The 18,107-nt window shown below is 56.6% G+C and carries 16 protein-coding genes; 4 read left to right on the forward strand and 12 right to left on the reverse strand.

The features are described from left to right. Positions 1 to 109 precede the first annotated feature (109 nt). The 11 genes from Q1K23_RS02960 to Q1K23_RS03010 form a co-directional block, all read right to left on the reverse strand. Positions 110 to 616, reverse strand: coding sequence for an HIT domain-containing protein (locus Q1K23_RS02960; RefSeq protein ID WP_300362180.1), 507 nt, complete (start codon positions 614 to 616; stop codon positions 110 to 112). A gap of 4 nt (positions 617 to 620) precedes the next feature. Further along, entirely contained in the window at positions 621 to 1,916 is a 1,296-nt protein-coding gene (locus Q1K23_RS02965; protein ID WP_300362182.1) for a TRAP transporter large permease subunit, read from the reverse strand. A 145-nt stretch (positions 1,917 to 2,061) separates the two neighbouring features. Continuing rightward, positions 2,062 to 2,592, reverse strand: a complete 531-nt coding sequence (locus Q1K23_RS02970) for a TRAP transporter small permease subunit (RefSeq protein WP_300362185.1) — start codon at positions 2,590 to 2,592, stop codon at positions 2,062 to 2,064. A gap of 21 nt (positions 2,593 to 2,613) precedes the next feature. Further along, entirely contained in the window at positions 2,614 to 4,047 is a 1,434-nt protein-coding gene (gene murF, locus Q1K23_RS02975) for a UDP-N-acetylmuramoyl-tripeptide--D-alanyl-D-alanine ligase (RefSeq protein WP_300362187.1), read from the reverse strand. Beyond that, positions 4,044 to 4,316 (reverse strand): acylphosphatase, encoded by a 273-nt coding sequence (locus Q1K23_RS02980; RefSeq protein WP_300362189.1) that lies wholly within the window; start codon positions 4,314 to 4,316, stop codon positions 4,044 to 4,046. Before Q1K23_RS02980 ends, murF begins: the two co-directional genes overlap by 4 nt. Next, positions 4,303 to 5,028 (reverse strand): alpha/beta hydrolase, encoded by a 726-nt coding sequence (locus tag Q1K23_RS02985; protein WP_300362192.1) that lies wholly within the window; start codon positions 5,026 to 5,028, stop codon positions 4,303 to 4,305. Before Q1K23_RS02985 ends, Q1K23_RS02980 begins: the two co-directional genes overlap by 14 nt. Positions 5,029 to 5,031: 3 nt before the next feature. Continuing rightward, positions 5,032 to 5,736 carry a sulfur transferase domain-containing protein gene (locus Q1K23_RS02990; RefSeq protein ID WP_300362195.1) on the reverse strand — a complete coding sequence of 235 codons (705 nt, stop codon included), beginning with the start codon at positions 5,734 to 5,736 and terminating at the stop codon, positions 5,032 to 5,034. After that, positions 5,736 to 7,448 (reverse strand): ABC transporter ATP-binding protein, encoded by a 1,713-nt coding sequence (locus Q1K23_RS02995; RefSeq protein WP_300362197.1) that lies wholly within the window; start codon positions 7,446 to 7,448, stop codon positions 5,736 to 5,738. The genes Q1K23_RS02990 and Q1K23_RS02995 overlap by 1 nt, the downstream gene beginning before the upstream one ends. Then, complete coding sequence (locus tag Q1K23_RS03000; protein WP_300362199.1) at positions 7,445 to 8,503, reverse strand: D-alanine--D-alanine ligase; 1,059 nt, start codon at positions 8,501 to 8,503, stop codon at positions 7,445 to 7,447. Before Q1K23_RS03000 ends, Q1K23_RS02995 begins: the two co-directional genes overlap by 4 nt. Positions 8,504 to 8,516: 13 nt before the next feature. Continuing rightward, positions 8,517 to 9,080, reverse strand: a complete 564-nt coding sequence (ruvA, locus tag Q1K23_RS03005) for a Holliday junction branch migration protein RuvA (RefSeq protein WP_300362202.1) — start codon at positions 9,078 to 9,080, stop codon at positions 8,517 to 8,519. Continuing rightward, positions 9,077 to 11,014 carry a flagellar assembly protein A gene (locus Q1K23_RS03010; protein ID WP_300362204.1) on the reverse strand — a complete coding sequence of 646 codons (1,938 nt, stop codon included), beginning with the start codon at positions 11,012 to 11,014 and terminating at the stop codon, positions 9,077 to 9,079. The genes ruvA and Q1K23_RS03010 overlap by 4 nt, the downstream gene beginning before the upstream one ends. A 99-nt stretch (positions 11,015 to 11,113) precedes the next feature. Between Q1K23_RS03010 and murJ the strand changes: the two genes are divergently transcribed. From murJ to Q1K23_RS03030, 4 genes are all read left to right on the forward strand, one after another. Next, the gene (gene murJ / locus Q1K23_RS03015; protein WP_300362208.1) at positions 11,114 to 12,523 is read left to right on the forward strand and encodes a murein biosynthesis integral membrane protein MurJ; all 1,410 of its coding nucleotides are present in this window, start codon (positions 11,114 to 11,116) and stop codon (positions 12,521 to 12,523) included. After that, a complete protein-coding gene (cysS, locus tag Q1K23_RS03020; protein ID WP_300362211.1) occupies positions 12,510 to 13,913 on the forward strand; it encodes a cysteine--tRNA ligase in 1,404 nt (467 codons plus the stop codon). Before murJ ends, cysS begins: the two co-directional genes overlap by 14 nt. A 6-nt stretch (positions 13,914 to 13,919) precedes the next feature. Next, positions 13,920 to 15,413, forward strand: coding sequence for a L,D-transpeptidase family protein (locus tag Q1K23_RS03025; protein ID WP_300362213.1), 1,494 nt, complete (start codon positions 13,920 to 13,922; stop codon positions 15,411 to 15,413). Between the two features lie 86 nt (positions 15,414 to 15,499). After that, the gene (locus tag Q1K23_RS03030; protein ID WP_300362216.1) at positions 15,500 to 16,039 is read left to right on the forward strand and encodes a YcbK family protein; all 540 of its coding nucleotides are present in this window, start codon (positions 15,500 to 15,502) and stop codon (positions 16,037 to 16,039) included. Between the two features lie 41 nt (positions 16,040 to 16,080). Here the strand turns inward: Q1K23_RS03030 and Q1K23_RS03035 are convergent, their stop codons facing one another. Further along, the gene (locus Q1K23_RS03035; protein ID WP_300362218.1) at positions 16,081 to 18,039 is read right to left on the reverse strand and encodes a fused protease/ribonucleoside-triphosphate reductase; all 1,959 of its coding nucleotides are present in this window, start codon (positions 18,037 to 18,039) and stop codon (positions 16,081 to 16,083) included. Positions 18,040 to 18,107: the final 68 nt, after the last annotated feature.

Consider the following 18,107-nt stretch of genomic DNA (forward strand, 5'->3'; position numbering starts at 1 on the left):
GACCTCTCTTTTCGACCAGAGCCGGAATGAGCCAGAAGCCGGTGAGTGCATAGAGGAGCAGCAGGGATCCGGGCAGCCAGAGAAAGAGGAGCCTGAGAAATTTTTTCATCTATGGCTTCTCGAAATAGTTGGGCACCATCTTTTTGAGCTTCTCGTAGATCTTCTGAAAGTCGGTGCTGTAGACCCGTGTTTCCCCGATCGTCGTGATGAAGTTGGTGTCCCGCTGGAAACGGGGCACCAGATGCAGGTGGATATGCTCGGCGATGCCGGCCCCTGCCGCGGCGCCCAGGTTCATCCCCAGGTTGACCCCTTCGGCGCCGAATCCTTCTCTGAGCATCCGCACGCCCCTTTGGGCCAGGCCGCTCATCCGCAGCCAGACGTCGGGATCGAGGCTCTCCAGCGCGTCGGTATGGCGGTGGGGGATGATCATGAAGTGTCCCGGCGTGTAGGGGTAGCGGTTCATGACGACGAAACAGGCGTCGTCCCGATAGAGCACATGGTGCTTTTCATCCAGCTCCGGATGGTTCGAGATGTGGCAGAAGACACACCCTTCGATCCTCTCTTTTTCGGTGTCGGTGATGTAGGCGGTGCGCCAGGGGGCGTAGAGGTATTGCATGGGACTATCCTATCCAGTAGATGATCTGCGGCCAGAGCATGACGATGGCCAGTGCCGTCACCTGTAGCAGAATGAAAGGGACGACACCCCGGTAGATCTGGCCCGTCGTGACCCTGTCGCCGGCGGCTCCCTTGAGGTAGAAGAGCGCGAAACCGAAAGGCGGCGTCAGGAACGAAGCCTGGAGGTTCATGGCGATAAGGATGGCGAACCAGATCGGGTCGATGCCGAAACTTGCGGCGATGGGGACCAGGATCGGCACGACGATGAAACTGATCTCGATAAAGTCGACGAAGAATCCCAGCACGAAGATGACCGCCATCGTCACGAGGATGAAGGTCCATCGGCTTCCCAGCTCCTCGGTGAAGAAGCGGTGGACGAAGTCGCCCCCGTCGAAGGCGTTGAAGACCAGGCTGAAGGCGGTGGCACCGATGAGGATCATGAAGATCATCGCGCTGAGCTTGACCGTCTCGATGGAGGCGTAACGGAGAATTTCGAAACGGAAGGTCCCCTTGAGCATCGTCAGGATCACGGCGCCCACGACACCCACGGCCGCCGATTCGGTGGGGCTGGCGATGCCGGCGAAGATGGAGCCGAGCACGGCGACGATCAGCAGCAGCGGCGGCAGGATCGCCCTGCCCGCCTGGCGAAGCAGCGTGCCGTAGGGGATCGACTCCCTCTTCATCGCGGGGGCCACGTCGGGCCTGAGCCAGGAGAGGATCAGGATGTAGAGGATGTAGAGCGATGTGAGCAGCAGGCCGGGCATCACCGCCGCCTTGAAGAGGTCGCCCACACTCACGTACATGACGTCTCCCAGCACGATCAGTACGACCGAGGGCGGGATAAGCTGCCCCAGAGTGCCGCTGGCGACGATCGTTCCGCTGGCGAGTTTCGGGTCGTAGCGGTGCTTGAGCATGATGGGAAGCGTGATGAGCCCCATCATGACGACGCTGGCCCCCACGATGCCGGTGCTCGCCGCCAGGATCGCCCCCACCAGAACCGTCGAGATCGCCAGTCCGCCCCGAACCGGGCCGAAGAGTTTTCCCATCGATTCCAGAAGGTCCTCGGCCATCTTCGACTTTTCGAGCACCAGGCCCATGAAGATGAAAAGAGGCACGGCCATCAGGGTGAAGTTCTGCATGATGCCGTAGATGCGGAAAGGAAGCAGCTCGAAAACCTCCAGCCCCACGTCCCAGGGAAAGAGCAGCGCGAAGAGGATCGCCACGCCGCCGAAGGCGAAGGCGACGGGAATCCCCAGCAGCAGAAAAACCAGAGCCGTCAGAAACATCAGCATACCGATCATGCGGCAACCTTTCGCTCGAAGATGGATAGTTTCGAGCGCGGTTCAGCTGCGCGTGGGCCCCCTGCCGAAGGGAACTCAGCGTTAGCGCAGCCAAGCGGACTCCGTTCGTTTGGCGTATCGATTGGATAAAACATCAGCATACCGATCATCGTCTCCCCTCCTCTTTCAGCTCCTCGAGACGGTAGAAGGCTTTGATCGTCTCGCTGACGGCCTGCAGGATCAAAAGGCCGAAAGCGACGATGACGAAGGATTTGATGACGTAGCGGCAGCAGAGACCGCCCGGGTCGGGGCTTCCTTCGTGCTGGATGAAACTCTGCAGCGTGAAATCCCAGCTGAACCAGACCACCAGCAACCCCAGGGGGATGACGAAAAGCAGCATCGTCGCGACACGGACCCACTCTTTGAAACGGGGGGAGAAACGGACGTAGAGAATGTCGACTCTGACATGCTTGTCGTGCTTGAGGGCGTAGGCGAGCCCCAGCAGGAAGAGCACGTCGAAAAGGTGCCACTCCAGCTCCTGCAGGGCCACGGAGCCTTCGTGGAAGGCGTAGCGCATCGTGGCGTCGTAGACGATGAGCAACGCCAGTGCGATCGAGGCGAAAGCCCCCACCGCCCCGGCCCATCGGCTCGTTTCGTCGATGATGTAGGAGAGTTTCAACAGTTTCCGGTTTTTCACGTCCGACTCCTTACAGCTCTCTCATATGAAACTCGGCGCGTCGTTGGCGAAGAGTATCAGGTCGCCGGGTCTGGTCAGAGCGGCCAGCGTCTCTTCCATTTTCGACTTGTCATCCAGAAAGTGGAGTTTCTCGGCCGCGACGTACATTCTGAAGGTTTCGCGGTTCAGTCCACCCGTGACGATCACCAGATCGAAGATTTCGTTGGCTCTTTTTGCCACCTTCTCGTTCTGGGCCTCGTCGACCTCCACGAGGCCGGGTGTGACGAGCACCTTTCGGCCCGGATACTGCGAGACGAGGTCGAAAGAGGCGAGCATGCCGTCGAGGTTGCCGTTGAAGCTGTCGTCGAGGATGATCTTGCCGCCGGCGTCGATACGCTGCAGACGGTGGGGCACCGCTTCGAGACGTTCGGCGTACTTCGCCCCTTTTTCGTAAGGGATGCCCAGTGCGTCGGCTACGTGGAGGGCCGCCGCGACGTTGACGGCGTTGAAGGCGCCGAGTATGGGAATATGAACATGGATCGTTCGATCCGATAATTTCAGGTCGAAATCGACCCCCTCCAGCGAGGCTTCGACGTTTTCGACGTCGTCACCGAAGAGGGTGACCCTTTCGTCGGGTTTGACATGGGCCGATTTGTGGACCCAGGCGTGTCGGAGCCGTTTGGAGCCCAGGATCTCCATCTTCGTGTCCCGTATGCGCCCGAGGGTCTTGAAATACTCGATATGCTGGGGTCCGATGACGCCGACGACGGCGTAGTGCGGCTGGACGAATTCGGTGATTTCGGCGATGTCACCGGGACCTCGGGCACCCATTTCGACGATGTAGACTTCGGTATCTTCCGGCAGGTCGTCGTTGATATCCTTCATGACGCCGGCCAGGGTGTTGACGCTGCGGGGGGTGGCGTAGACCTTTTTGTCGTGGCCGACGATCTGGGCGATGAAGTTTTTGATGCTTGTCTTTCCGTAACTTGCGGTGACGCCGACGACGACGAGATCCTTCATGCCGTCGAGCTTCCGTCTGGCCTGGACCTTGAAGCCGTGGAACATCACCTTTTCGATGAAAGAGGAGCCGATGACGGCGACGGCGAGGGGCAGGATGACGCCCAGCACCTCGCACGCCTCCTTTGCCAGGCAGAGCAGATCCTGAAAGAGCGTCAGCGCCAGAAGCAGGCCGAAGAAACGTTTGATGCGTCCCGTGAAGACCAGTTTTTTGTCGAGTTTCTTCCACCAGAGCCAGAGGGTGGGAAGATAGGCGAAGTAGAAATAGATCCAGAAATAGATGCCGGTGAAGTAGTAGGCGAAAAGCGGTATCAGGAAGTAGATGACGTGCCAGTGGTATTTGGTGTGATGGAGCACCACCCGCTCGATTTTGTAGCTGTACCACTGGAGATTGGTGGCCAGGTAGAATCCCAGGGCCATCACCAGCAGAATGTGGGAGAAAAACTGAAACCAGATCATCGGACTACCTCGAAACTTTCAAAGGGTGTTCCAGATGCCACCTCTTCGCAGGTGACGTTGAGAACCGCGGACATGGGCGAGCCTTTGTAGAGAATTTTTTTGAAGGTTTCCAGCGACGCTTCGTCGGCGTCGACCACCGATTCGACGGTACCGTCGGGCAGGTTTCGGACGTACCCTTTGAAGCCGGCGGCGCTCGCCATCTCCTGGATGGCGCGTCTGTACCAGACTCCCTGGACCTTCCCTTCTGAAATACATCTATACCGTTTCAAGAAACGCCTCCATTTTCGATATGACCGCACGGGGGTTTTTGAGGAAAAAGTAGTGGTCTCCGTCAAAAAGAATCAACTCGGCACGGGGCATCGCTTTCGCGATCGTTTCACCGGCCTCCGGAGGCGTGGCAGTGTCTTCGGCTCCCCAGCAAAGCAGCGCGGGACGGGTGTAGGCGGCGAAACGATCCGTGAAATCCTCGTCCACGACATTCTTGAAGGTTTCGTACATGTGCGGGGGCATGTCGGCGGCGTCTTTGGAGGCGAAGAGCCTGCGCAGTTTTTTGCCGCCGAAGGGTTTGAGGAGCTTGAAGAGCGCGATTTTGGCCCGGATCTTCAGAGGTTTGGGCAGCACGATGCCGGCCGAGGAGAGAAGCACGAGACGCTCCGGGTTCAGCAGCGTGGCCACCTTCCCTCCGAAGGAGTGGCCGACGGCCGCATCCTTTTTCGCGCCGATGCTTTCGAGAAAGGTTTCGACGATGGCGGCGTAATCTTCGGTTTTCAACACCGTATCGTTGGAGCTTTTTCCGAATCCCGGCAGATCGATGTAGATGTGACGCCAGTCGGGGAAGGCAGTGGCGAAAGCCTGCTTCATCAGCTCCTTGTCGCTTCCCCAGCCGTGCAGCACGATCAGATCCTTGCTCGCATCGGGATGGACGATGTCGTAGGCGATTCGAAAGGTTTCGTTTTTCCAGCGGACGGGTTTGACGGCCATGCTCTACTCTCTCCTCAATATCTTTTCGTAGAGAAAATCGACGATCGGATGGGTGTTTTTTTCTCTGAACTCTTTTTCGAAGGCTTTCCGGCGCTCTCTGTCGGCCCACCGTTTCGACCACTCGACGATGTCGGCGCCGGGATGCTCTTTTTCGTAGGCGAGAAAGGCTTCGAAAAAGGCTTTGATAATCCCCGCGCCGGAGTTTTCGATGTAGCCGTAGGGCCAGAAACGGAGGTGTCTCTTCATCGCCTCCTCCAGCGGCACCTTTTCGATCCAGTAGAGATAGAGAACCGCCGCCAGCGAACTGCGGTCGGCACCCGCCTTGCAGTGCATCAGCACCGGGTACTCGGCCTTTTCGAACGCCTCTTTGAGCGCCAGAAGGATGGTGTCGTCAGGCATCCGTCTCGAATAGATACTCACGTCGATCAGCCGTACGCCCATCTCTTCGCAGGTACGCTTCTCCAGGGCGTAGACGGGGCGGTGGGGTTTTTCACCCCGCAGGTTGATGACGGTTTTGAAACCGTACTTACGGATCAGTTTTTTGAGCTGCCAGGGTGTGGGCTGGGCCGATCGATAGATCTTCCCCTCCACGACCGGATGGAGATTGAGCCAGAAGACGTTGACGAGGTTGTGCTGCTTTATGAGCGAACCGTACCACGCCTTCGTTTTTTGCGAAAAGGTATCGAGTTTGACGGGTGGTTTGCTCACTATTCTTTCTCTTTGCGGTAGAGATTCTGGAATGTGACGCATCCTTGCTCCAGCTCCTCCTTCGTGCCCCGGCAGACGATCTTGCCGTGTTCGAACACGAGAATCGTGTCGGCGTTTTCGATCGTGGAGAGACGGTGGGCGACGATGAAGACGATGAGATCCTCCTTGAGGGCGTAGATCGTCTCCATGATCGCCGCTTCGCTCTTGTTGTCCAGAGCGCTGGTGGCTTCGTCGAGGATCAGGATGTCCGGTTCCTTGTAGAGGGCGCGGGCGATGGCGATGCGCTGGCGCTGGCCGCCGGAGAGGTTGGTGCCCCCTTCGTTGAGGATCGTGTCGATTCCCTCGGGCAGTGTCTCGACGAAAGCCCAGAGGTTGGCTTTTTTGAGGGCTTCGATGACTTTTTTCCGATCGGGTGCCGTATCGCCGTAGGCGACGTTGGCCAGGATCGTGTCGTTGCTGATGTAGATGCGCTGGGTAACGATCGCCATGCGGGATCTGAGGGACTTGAGATCGATCTCTTTCGCGTCGATGCCGTTGATCGTGACACGTCCGGAAGCCGGATCGTAGAAGCGCAGGATCAGATTCACCATCGAGCTCTTGCCGCCGCCGCTGTCTCCGACCAGACCGATCACCTCCCCTTTTTTCGCCCTCAGAGAGATACCCTGCAGCGCCGTCGTTTCGCCATATTTGAGAGTGACGTTTTCGAATGCGATCGTGTCGATATGCTCCAGTCGGATATCACCGCTTTTGATCATGGGTCTGTAGTGCATGATCTGCTCGATGCGCTCGTGCGCGGCGATGGCGTTCTGGAATTTGCTGTAGAGATTGGAGAGCCGGCGGACCGGGTCGATCAGCAGAGAAAGCGCCGTCAGAAAGGAGAAAAACTCACCGGTCGTCATCGTCTTGTAGACCAGCACCTCACGGCCCCCCGCGACGATGAAGATCGTGATGGCGATGGCGGCGATCAGCTCCAGGATCGGCGTGAGCATCAGCTGCACCTTCACCGTCTTCATGTTGGTATCGAAAAAGGAGCGGTTGAAGGCCTTGAAGCGCTCCAGCTCGTACTCCTGGGCGTTATAGGACTGGATCATTTCGTAGTTGGCGAAATTTTCGCTCAGCTGCGCCATCAGATCGGCGTTTTTCTCCTGGGAGACGTGGGAGAGTTTTTTCAGCTTTTTGGAGAGGATGTCGACGGGCCAGGCCACCATCGGTACGATGATCAGCGTATAAAGCGCCAGTTTCGGACTCTGGTAGATCACCACTCCCAGGAGCACGACGGCAGTCAGGGATTCCCGCAGAAAGGTGGCGAGCTGGGTGGAGATGGCGGCCTGGATCCTGGCGATGTCGTTGTTGATACGGCTCATCAGTTCGCCGCTGTGGAAGGCGAAATGGAAGTCCATATCCAGATGCATCATGTGCGAGAGCATACGGTTGCGGAGTTTGCGGATGATATCCTGCCCCACGTAACTCATGGCGTAACTCTGCATGAAGGTTCCCAGGCCTTTGGCGACGAAAGCACCGATGATGAAGACGGGAACGATATAGAGCATCTGCACATCCCGCTCGATGAAGATGCGGTCCATCAGGGGCTTGACCATGTAGGCGATGGCACCCGTGGCAGCGGAGGTGAGAACCATCCCCACGATGGCGTAGGCAACCTTGTCTTTGTAGTCTTTATAAAGAGGCAGATAGGTTTTGAAAAACTCTTTCAATCCTGCATTCCTGTCTTGGGGCCTTTGGCGCTCTGGACCCTGTTGATGTAGGCGTAGTCGGGTCTGATGGAGCGGGGTCTGGGCAGGCTTCGGGCCAGCTTCGAGAGGGTTCCGGCAAAATCGTCGAAGAGGTAGTTTGCCATGGAACCGGGGATCGGATTGATCTCGTTGAGAAGAATCTCGCCGCTGGCGAAAAAGAAGTCGCACCGGATCAGAGCCCCTTCGAAGAGGGTGCCGTAAACCTTTTCGAAGGTCTCTTCCAGATCCTTCTGGAGGGTCGGATCGATCTTTGCCTCCTGCACCCCTTCGGTGCGGGCGAAATCGAGATATTTCTGGTCGAAATCGAGAAACTCCTTTTTCTGCGGCGCTTCGATGCGGCTGAGGATCCACCCCTCGTCCGTTTTGCAGCCGGCGATATTGAACTCCTCTATCCCTTCGATAAAAGGTTCGACCAGCACGTCGTCGTCGAATTCGAAGGCGACATCGAGCGCGAAATCGAGCTCCTCCCTTTTTCTGACGATGCTCACCCCGATGGAGCTGCCCAGTCTCAGCGGTTTGACGATGACGGGAAAATCGAAGTCGAGGTTTCGGTCACCGTCGATGTGGAGCACCTGGTACTCGACCGTCTGTACCCCGATCCCTTCGGCGTAGAGTTTCGTCAGCCACTTGTTGTAGCTGATCACCGACGCCTCTTTGCGGGGACCGATATAGGGAATGGCGAAAAACTCCATCAGCGAGGCGATCGTACCGTCTTCGCCCTGGCCGCCGTGGACCAGATTGAGAACGGTATCGAACCCCTCGAGGGGTTTGGCCTTGAGAAATCCTCTCTTTTCGAAGCCGCCTTTCACGAGTGTGAGCGGATCGTCCTTTCTGTAGTCTCCCGAACTGAAGTGGTTCGATCGCATCTTTTCGGCCGGTATGTGCCAGAAGCCGCCTTCGGCATCGAGAAAGATGAACGTGAGCGGGGTTTTGAGAACCTTTTTGAGGGCGATCGCGCTGACGATACTGATTTCATGCTCGTAGCTCGCGCCGCCGAATAGAATAGCCGGTTTCACCTGTTTCTCTCCATTATTTGCTTAGTTTTTTCAATGCCTCTTTGATGAGGCTTTCGGTCTCCGTCGCACTGCAGGCGGCCAGAGCCTTGGTGATCTGCTCCTTTTTGAAGCCGAGTGTCTCCAGAGCCATCTGCGCTTCGTTGTGGGCCTGCGAAGCCGGGGAGCTCTCCCCCGCCAGCTCCAGCGAAAAGCCGCTGAGTTCCACCAGAATCCGCCCCGCGCTCTTGGGGCCGATGCCCGGAACGCGTTTGAGCATGCCCACATCCTTGGCTTCGACGATCTGGGCGAAGCTCTGGGGCGTGAAGGTGGAGCAGATGGCCATCGCCACTTTGGGGCCGACGCCGTTGATCCTGATCAGGGTGTCGAACATCCTCTTTTCGTTGATGTCGCAAAAACCGTAGAGGAGCTGGGCATCCTCCCTGACGATGTGGGTCGTATGGAGGCGTATTTCGTCACTCTTCACCGAAGCGCTGCAGTGGAGCGAAACGAAAACCTCGTAGACGAGCCCGCCCGGTGTCAATATATGCAGATGGGTGGGATCTTTTTTCACCACCTTTCCCGTGATTCCTACGATCATGTCTCTTCGGCCTTTTTCACGGCGATTTCGTAGTTTTCCTCGTCCACCTTCTTCAGATAGACCTCCTCTCCCGACGCGCCGGCTTTCGGAGTGTACTCGAGTTTCACCTGGGGATAGAGCAGATGGTATTCGATCGTCGTATACTCTTTCCACTCTCCGAGGTTGACGATCTTCGCGTGGACCACCATCTCCTGGTAGGCCAGAAGTCTGCCGCGATTGTCCTGGAGCCTGTTTTCGACTTTGACGATCTCCTCTTTTCGCTTCCGGATATCTTCCTGCAGTTTCTGGAACTGCTTGATCTTCGCTATGAAGGCGGGGCGGGGTTTGATGCCGCGTTTTTGATCCTGCACTATTTTCTGCTTGAGGGTATTGACGGCCGATTCGCTCTTTTGGAGGAGTTCCTCTTTCTCCTGAAGCTTTTCGCGCATCTTCTCCAGCATCTTCTCCAGCTTTTGGGCCTCCTCTTCGAGGGAGAGAATTTCGTTGTGATAGGCTTCGATTTCGGAGGCGTCGATAATCAGCCTGTTGTTTTCCCCCACCATCTTTCCGATCTGAATATGGGAAACCGCATAGATTTTCGCGTTGGCGCCGAGAATCCGGACATCGACGTTCATCGCCCTGATTTCACCGCCGATCATCTGGGAGACATTCGCCTCCTTCGCCTCGACGCTGCCACCCTCGATACGTGTGATCTCCGCGGTTCCTTTCGTTTTGAGAGAACCTCTGTGGACGTTGATTTTGGCACGGTCCGCGAAAATCTGGCTCGTTTGATGGGTCTGACCGCCTATGACCACCTCTTCGGCCGTCACGACGGCCGCCGCACCGACGTTGCCCTCCACCTTGATCTCGGTGGCTTCGACTTCGACACCGTTGCCGATGGCCTCTTTCAGCGAATCGCTTTCGTTGATGTGGAGTTTCACTTCGGTTTCGACGCCGGCGTCGATGGAACCGGTCTTTTTGAAGCTCACCTCCTCGAGCTCCATCTCGTCCCTGATATCGTAGGTGTTCTCTTTGAAGACCACATATCCGCCACGTTTGGCCCGATAGAGAATGGAGGATTCGGTCTCTTCCGTCTCGATATTGTCGCTGACGCGGAATTCGGGTTTGTGGGTACTCTTCGGTTCTTCGACGGCGACGAACGCTCCCATGCAGTTGCGACCCGGAGTACCCTGTTTCGGTTTGACATATTCGATTATCACTTCACCCTTCTCCACCGCCTGGATGAAACCGCGTTTGGAGTAGTCGATGCGATCTCCTTGCTGCTTCTCCTCTTTCTCTTTGTAGTGATAGATGAGTGCATCGTCGATCGATGGCTCGGAGGCGAAGCAGACCGCCACGTCGAAAATGTAGTCTTCGGGGACGATATACTGACCCTGCACCTTCGCTTTGGCCGTGAGGTCGTCCAGTTTCCCATCAATGTCCAGATCCCACAACCCGATCAGAATGCGGGAACGCACCATCTTTTTGTGGATCAGGTTTTTCATCTTGGCGTTCAGGTCGTCGACCCCTTTGACAATGGAGCCGCTTTTGATGGTGCAGACGATCCTGTTTTTCTCCCTGTTCGCGGCGATGTGCAGAAGCAGATCTCTCATCCAGGGCTCGTCCCGGTATTTGAGTATCTCGATCTCGTAATCCTGTTTGACTTCGAAGTTCGGATTGAGCAGGATTTCCGGTTTGTTGAACTTTTCCCAGTCGTTGCCCTCCACCTCGATCCACTCCTTCTCCTTGCGGTCCATCTTGATGAAGGTTTTGCAGCTGATGATGCGAATGTCGAGTGATTGCGATCCGATTTTGTACTTCAGAGCGGTCTCCTGCAGCGTCTTCGGCACGTCGGATGTCGTCACGACGACGGGTGTGAACTCCGCAGGTTTGTCGGCCTCTTTCTTCTTCTGTTTCTCTTTGTCGCTCTTGAATACTTTGTCAAATAGTCCCATAATTCCACTTTTGTTGATGCGGTCGGCATAAAAAATATCTCTATTTTAATATAACAATCGTTAAAATAACATCAACTGTCCAAAAGGCTTGCCCGACCCATGCGTTTGCGTTCCGTTTTCACTACCAGTGCCGGCATTCTCACATCCCGTATTTTCGGTTTCGTCCGCGATCTTCTGATGGCGTCGATTCTGGGTGCCAACATCTTTTCGGATATCTTTTTCGTCGCCTTCAAGCTCCCCAACCTTTTCCGCCGGATCTTCGCCGAAGGGGCTTTCGTCCAGAGTTTCATGCCCACTTTCATCGCATCGCGGCATCGCAGCGTCTTCGCTGTGGCGATACTGATACGATTCTTTCTTTTTCTGATCGCCGCCTCATTGCTCGTGACCCTCTTCAGCGAACCGGTCACCCGTCTCATCGCCATCGGATTCGACCAGCAGACCATCGATATGGCCGCCCCGCTGGTGGCCATCAACTTCTACTATCTGGACCTGATCTTCCTGGTGACCTTTCTCTCCGCACTGCTGCAGTACAGGGAGCACTTCGCGACGACGGCTTTCGGTACGACGCTTCTGAACATATCGATGATCACGGCACTGGTGCTCTTTCGTCACGAAGAGCCCTCCTATCTCGTCTATGCCCTCAGTTTCGCCGTACTGGCCGGAGGTGTGCTGCAGCTGCTGCTGCATCTGTGGATGATAAGGAAAAAGGGGCTCGACAGACTGCTGGTCGGCGGCTTTGTCTATATGCGGCGCAAAAAGGAGGTCGTCAAAGAGGATATCGACCGTTTCAGCAGAGCCTTTTTCCCCTCCGTTCTGGGCAACTCGACAGCCCAGATCTCCTCTTTCATCGATACGTGGCTCGCCTCTTTTCTCGTCAGCGGCTCCATCAGCTACCTCTTCTACGCCAACCGCCTCTTCCAGCTGCCTCTGGCACTTTTCGCCATCGCCGCCTCGACGGCGCTCTTCCCGACGATAAGCAAGCTTCTCAAACAGGAGAAAATCGACAAGGCCAAAAAGGAGACGAGAAAGGTCTTCTGGCTGCTCTTCGCGCTGCTGGGAGGAGCTTCCGCCGTCGCCGTGATCCTTTCGGAGGAGATCGTGAAACTGCTCTTCGAAAGAGGGGCCTTTACCGTAAACGATACAGAAAATACGTCGATGGTACTGGTGATGTATATCGCGGGTCTTCTGCCTTTCGGGATGGCGAAACTCTTTTCGCTGTGGCTCTACGCCTCGCATCGTCAGAGAGAAGCGGCCGGCATCGCCGCCAGGTCGCTGGGTGTCAACATCCTCTTTTCGATTCTCCTGATCGCTCCGATGGCGGCACCCGGGCTCGCCCTGGCCAGCAGCATCAGCGGCTGGGTGCTTCTGTGGCTGACGATGAAGGCGGTCGGCAGGGAGCTCGTTTTCGATATAATGCACGCGAAATACGCCACATACGCGCTCGTTTTCATCGCGGGTGTGACAGCGATCACATGGACAGTAAAGGTAATGATAGATGGTTATATTTGATTCCGTAAAGAAAGAAAAAGTGAAATTCGAACCGATCCGGGACAAAGAGGTGCGAATGTATGTCTGCGGTCCGACGGTCTACGACGACGCCCATCTGGGCCATGCCAGAAGCGCCATCGCTTTCGATCTGCTCCGCAGGACACTCAAGGCGCTCGGTTACAAAGTGACCTTTGCCAGAAACTTTACCGACATCGACGACAAGATCATCAAAAAATCTCTCGAAACGGGCCAGCCGATCGAAGCGATCACGAAAAAATACACCGAGCGCTATCTCGACGACATGCATGCGCTGGGGGTTCTCGACGCCGACATTTCGCCCCGGGCCACCACCTCTTTGAACGCCATCATCGAAATGGTCTCCAAGATCATGGACAACGGCTGCGCCTACCAAAGCGAAGACGGTACGGTCTGGTTCGACACCTCCAAAGATCCCGAGTACTGCTCCCTCTCGCACCGCTGCGGTGACGAAGAGGAGACCCAGGCGAGAATCGAACACGAAGAGGGCAAGCGCCACCCGCGGGATTTCGCGCTCTGGAAAGCGTGCAAGGAGGAGGATGTCTGCTACGATTCACCTTTTGGCAGAGGGCGGCCGGGCTGGCACATCGAGTGTTCGGCGATGATCGACAGCTATCTGGCCTACAAAGACGAAGAGTACGCCATCGACATCCACGGCGGCGGTGCCGATCTCTTTTTCCCCCACCACGAAAACGAAGCGGCCCAGACCCGGTGCGCGACCCATCAGAAACTGGCCAAATACTGGATGCACAACGGATTCGTCAACATCAACGGCGAAAAGATGAGCAAAAGCCTGGGCAACAGCTTCTTCGTCAAGGACGCTCTGAAATCCTACGACGGAGAGATCCTGCGCTACTATCTCATCGGTACCCACTACCGGGCCAACTTCAATTTCAACGAAGAGGATCTCCTCTCCTCCAAGAAGCGGCTCGACAAGATCTACCGTCTGAAAAAGCGGATCTACGGGGCGAAAAAGACGGAAGCGGACAAGAACTTCCAAAAGGAGGTCCTCGACGCGCTGGCGGACGATCTGAACATCTCCAAAGCGCTGGCGGCGGTGGACGAGATGACCGCCCGGGCCAACGAATACCTCGACACCAACCCCAAAGACAAGGCCTTCAAACAGAAGACGATGGCCAACATCGAATGGGTGAACGAAGTGATGGGCTTCGGCGGCAAGGATGCCTACCGGTACTTCCAGCTCGGTATGAGCGACGAGGAGATCGCCCATATCAACGAACTGATAGAGGCAAGAAACGTCGCCAAGAAGGCCAAAGATTTCGAAACGGCCGACGCGATACGGGCGGAGCTGACGGACATGGGCATCCAGCTGATGGACACGCCCCAGGGGACGGTCTGGGAAAAAGCGGAGTAGCCGACCGTGGCGATCCTTTTCCGTCTCGTTTTGACGACGGCTCTGTTTCTGTCGGCTCTCTACAGTGAAAACGGAGTCTTCTTCGACGTTTCGATGGCCTCTCCCGACAGAGGCGGAAAATGGATCGAAAACGGTGAACTCACCCCTGCGGCCTACGAACTTCTGACAGCCATCCGCACCGACACGACGATACTGTGTGACAAAAAACGTTATGGGCTTGCCCGAATCGACCGCTATGCGGAAAGGATCGGTTTCGATCCCGAAGCGCGAACGGACCTGGACACCATTTTTTCGGATATCGAAGCCCTCTATCGCCACGACAGACAAGAGGGATGCTTCGATCCCTATGCGATCTTTCCCGACCAGATCGGTATCGAAAAAAGAGAGAATAACGAAACCTCCCGACACGTCAACGTCCTGCTGAAAAGACTCGAAAAAGCGCTGCACTTCTACGAAACGATCGACAAAAACGGCGGCTGGAACATCGTGAAGGCTGACTTTCGACTTCTGAAAGAGGGGCAGAGCCATCGGGCCGTGCCGGCGATCAAAGCCAGACTGCACGTCACGGGCGACTACAATCTCACGGCGGACCTGAACGAAACCTACGGTCCCGATCTGGCAGAAGCGGTCAGGATCTTTCAGGCCAGACACGGGCTGAAAGCCGACGGTATCGTCGGTCCCAGAACGGTGGAGGCACTCAATATCCCCGTGACGGAAAAGATCGAAAAGATCAGGCTCAACATCGAGCGGCTCCGTTGGCTCACGGACGGAAACGGCGATTTCGTCGCAGCCAACATTCCCGACTACTCTCTGACACTCTACCGGCAGGAGCGGCCCGTTTTGACGATGAAGACCGTCGTGGGGCGAAGAGACCGGCCGACGCCGATGCTCTCGGACACGCTCACCTACGCCGTCCTCAACCCCTACTGGCGGGCGCCGAAGACGATCGTCGAGGAGGATATTCTCCCGAAACTCAGGGCGGGCGCTTTCGACTATCTCGACCGAGTCGGCATCGTGGCCGTCGAAGCGGCCGACGGTAACGTGACGGTCGACCTGCGCAGTGTCGACTGGCATCGCTACGAGAGTGAAAACATCCCCTATATCTTTCTGCAGAAACCGGGGCCGCACAACTATCTTGGATTCGTCAAATTCATGTTCCCCAACGATTTCGACGTCTATATCCACGACACCTCCCACGACGAACTCTTCGAGGAGAGCGACCGGGCGAGGAGCTCGGGATGCATCCGTGTCGAAAAACCTCTGGAGCTTTTCCACGCGCTCTTCAATCCCCACGGCGACAACGGCTGGCGCTACAAGAAGATCGTCAGGGAGTTGATGAAAAGAGAGGAGAAGCTCGTAGGTCTGCCCGATCCCCTGCCGGTCTACATCCTCTATATGACGGCCTATGTGGACGAGAACGACAGAGTACGTTTTCTTCCCGACATTTACGGTTACGACCGGCAGATGGAGGAGTGTCTGAAGAGTTTAAACGAATATTAACGACAGGGGCAAAAAGCGTACCGTCTGGTAAAATAGATGGAAATATCTGACGATATTCTCAAAAAGAGAGAAAAAACGGTAACGAAATGACACGAAGAGATTTTATAAAAAGAGGCGGCGGTCTGCTGGCGGTCTGCGCCTTCCCCAATGTCATACTGGCCGACAGCGCCGTGAAACGGCAGGAAAAAAGGCTCTCGCTCTACAACATCCATACCGGAGAGATGGAAAAAGCGACCTTCTGGGCCGACGGTGAGTATGTCGCCGAGGAGCTCGAACGTCTCGACAGACTGCTTCGCGACTACCGTACCGGCGATATTCACACGATGGACAGAAGGCTTTTCGATCTGCTCCACGATATCGAAAGCCACTTCGGGACCGCGCACAAACCTTTCCATATCATCTCGGGCTACCGCTCCCCAAAAACCAACGAGATGCTTCGAAAACACTCCCGAGGCGTCGCGAAACAGAGTCTGCACATGAAGGGACAGGCCATCGACATCAACCTGCCGGGTGTGGAGCTCGCGCAGCTGCGTCTGGCGGCCCGCCGGCTTCGCCGCGGCGGTGTCGGATACTACCCGAAATCGGGCTTCGTCCATGTCGATACGGGGCGCGTCCGCTACTGGTAAGCCCGGCGTCTCAAAGACGCATAGGGTTTTTAGAGGTGCCCTTATGTATTGCACGCCAGAATGGAGCAGAAACCCTCCCCCGCTCCGTCGCTTCCTCCGAATCTTTTCCAGTCGATTTTCGGCATCTTTCTGATACGCTCTTCGTAGGCCTCTTTCGTGATCGGCTCGATCGGCATCTGTTCGTAGACCCCCTTCTGCTTTCTCGGCAGCATGGAGGCCGATTTGATGACGGGTGCGAACATCGCCAGCATCCGTTCGATCTGGCCGCCCTCCCTCTCTTCGTCGAAACTGATCGTACACGAGACCATGTTGTCGGCCCACTCCCGCTGAAGCATCGCCAAAAGCGCGAACTGCTCCCAGGCACTGACCTCGTCCACCGATCGGGGATTGTCGTACCGGACCGGAAACTCGAAGACCGTCGTGTTTTCGCTGTAGGCGTCCGGCGCGTGGGGCACCCCCGCTTCGATCAGAAACCGTGTGATCCGCTGGCTGTTTCCCACCCGCAGACGCCGTATCGCGTAGCGGCTGACGGGAAAGTGCATCCCCGGGCTCACGCCCGCCAGCAGGCTGATGGTGCCCGAGGGCTTGATCGCCGTCACCTTCAGGGAGACGGGAATGCCGGACTCTTTGGCGAGACGTTCGTTGACGCTGCGGACATGGCGGTAGGTATCCCTCAGGATCCTCGTCATCTTCGCGACACCGATCTTCTCGATCCAGTCGGTGATGCCCGAGATGCTCACACCGGTCCGCCGGTTTCTGGCGACGACGGCGTTGGTCTCCCTGCGGTGTGTCGGCAGCAGCGAAACCGTGATCGCGTAGAAGGTGGCGAACTCCACCGCCTCTTTGAACTCTTTTTCGCTTCGGCAGCGTGTCGGGAGGATTTCGGCGAGGTTGCAGAGCTCGTAACTCTCCAGGGCGATTTCCCCGCAGGGGTTGGTGAGCCACGCTTTGTCGGGTATCTCGTCACCGAAGCGTCCGTATTTCTGGACATTGACGAGATTGAGGATGCCGGGTTCGCCGTTGTGGCGGATCAGTTCGCTGATTTCGGGAAGTTTTTCGAAATCCTCGTGTCTGTGGAGAACGACGGAGTTGTTGGACATCCACCCGATCTCTTTGCGGTCGGGAAATCTTTCGTAGTCTTTGAGATGGAGGAATGTTTCGTCGTGAGGAGATCCCAGCGCGATTTCGGCGGAGCGGCGCACGTTTCCCGCGACGACGCAGACACCGATGGCGTTGAAGACGTCGGCGACACACCGGGTATGGTCGATTTCACCACGGCAGAAGCGATCCATGATCTTCTCCAGACGTCCATGAAGCTCCTTCAGAGGCTCAGGGCCCGACGCCGTGCCCCCGAATCCGTGGATCGGCGAACCGGCCGGTCTGATTTTGGAATAGTCGAAACGGTAGAAAGGCCCGCCGCGGCAGTAGCTCTCCAGCAGAAGCCGGACCGATCTCACCCACCCCTCTTTGCTGTCTTCGATCACGTAGAGACGGGGGTTCTCCTTGTCGGGGATGGAGGCTTCCCCTCTCCAGACCGTATTGAAACCGACACCCACCCCGCTCATGAGCATATCCATCGCCCAGTCGGCGGAGTCGACCAGATCGGCCGTGTCGACGGCCCCGCAGTTGTAGAGTGCGGCACTGCCCCTCTCGTAGATGTAGTCGGTCCCCATGATCCATAGCCCGCGTCCCGGTGGCAGCCAGTGCATGGAAAAACAGCTTTCGGCCATGCGCTGGGCGAAGGGTTGCCACGCTTCGTCTCTCCAGGCGAGTCCCTGCTCTTTGTAGTGGTTTTTCCGGATGGAGAGCACACCTTCGACCACGCGGATCACCGTATCGGCCCAGTGCTCCTGGGATCCGTCCTTTTTCCTTCGGCTGTAGGTCCTGTAGTAGATCACTTCGCCGAAACCGTCGAAACCGAAGGAGGGTTGCATCTTTCTCAGACGTGCCTTGAACCCGTCTTCCAGGTAGAAACGTTCCGTCACTTTCATCATTCTCATCCTGCTCTTTTGACAAATTGTATCAAAACAGCGGCGAGTTTTGATGATATTAACAAATATCATAACGA

It is taken from the genome of Hydrogenimonas sp. (assembly GCF_029933015.1).
In the GTDB taxonomy this organism is placed as follows: domain Bacteria; phylum Campylobacterota; class Campylobacteria; order Campylobacterales; family Hydrogenimonadaceae; genus Hydrogenimonas.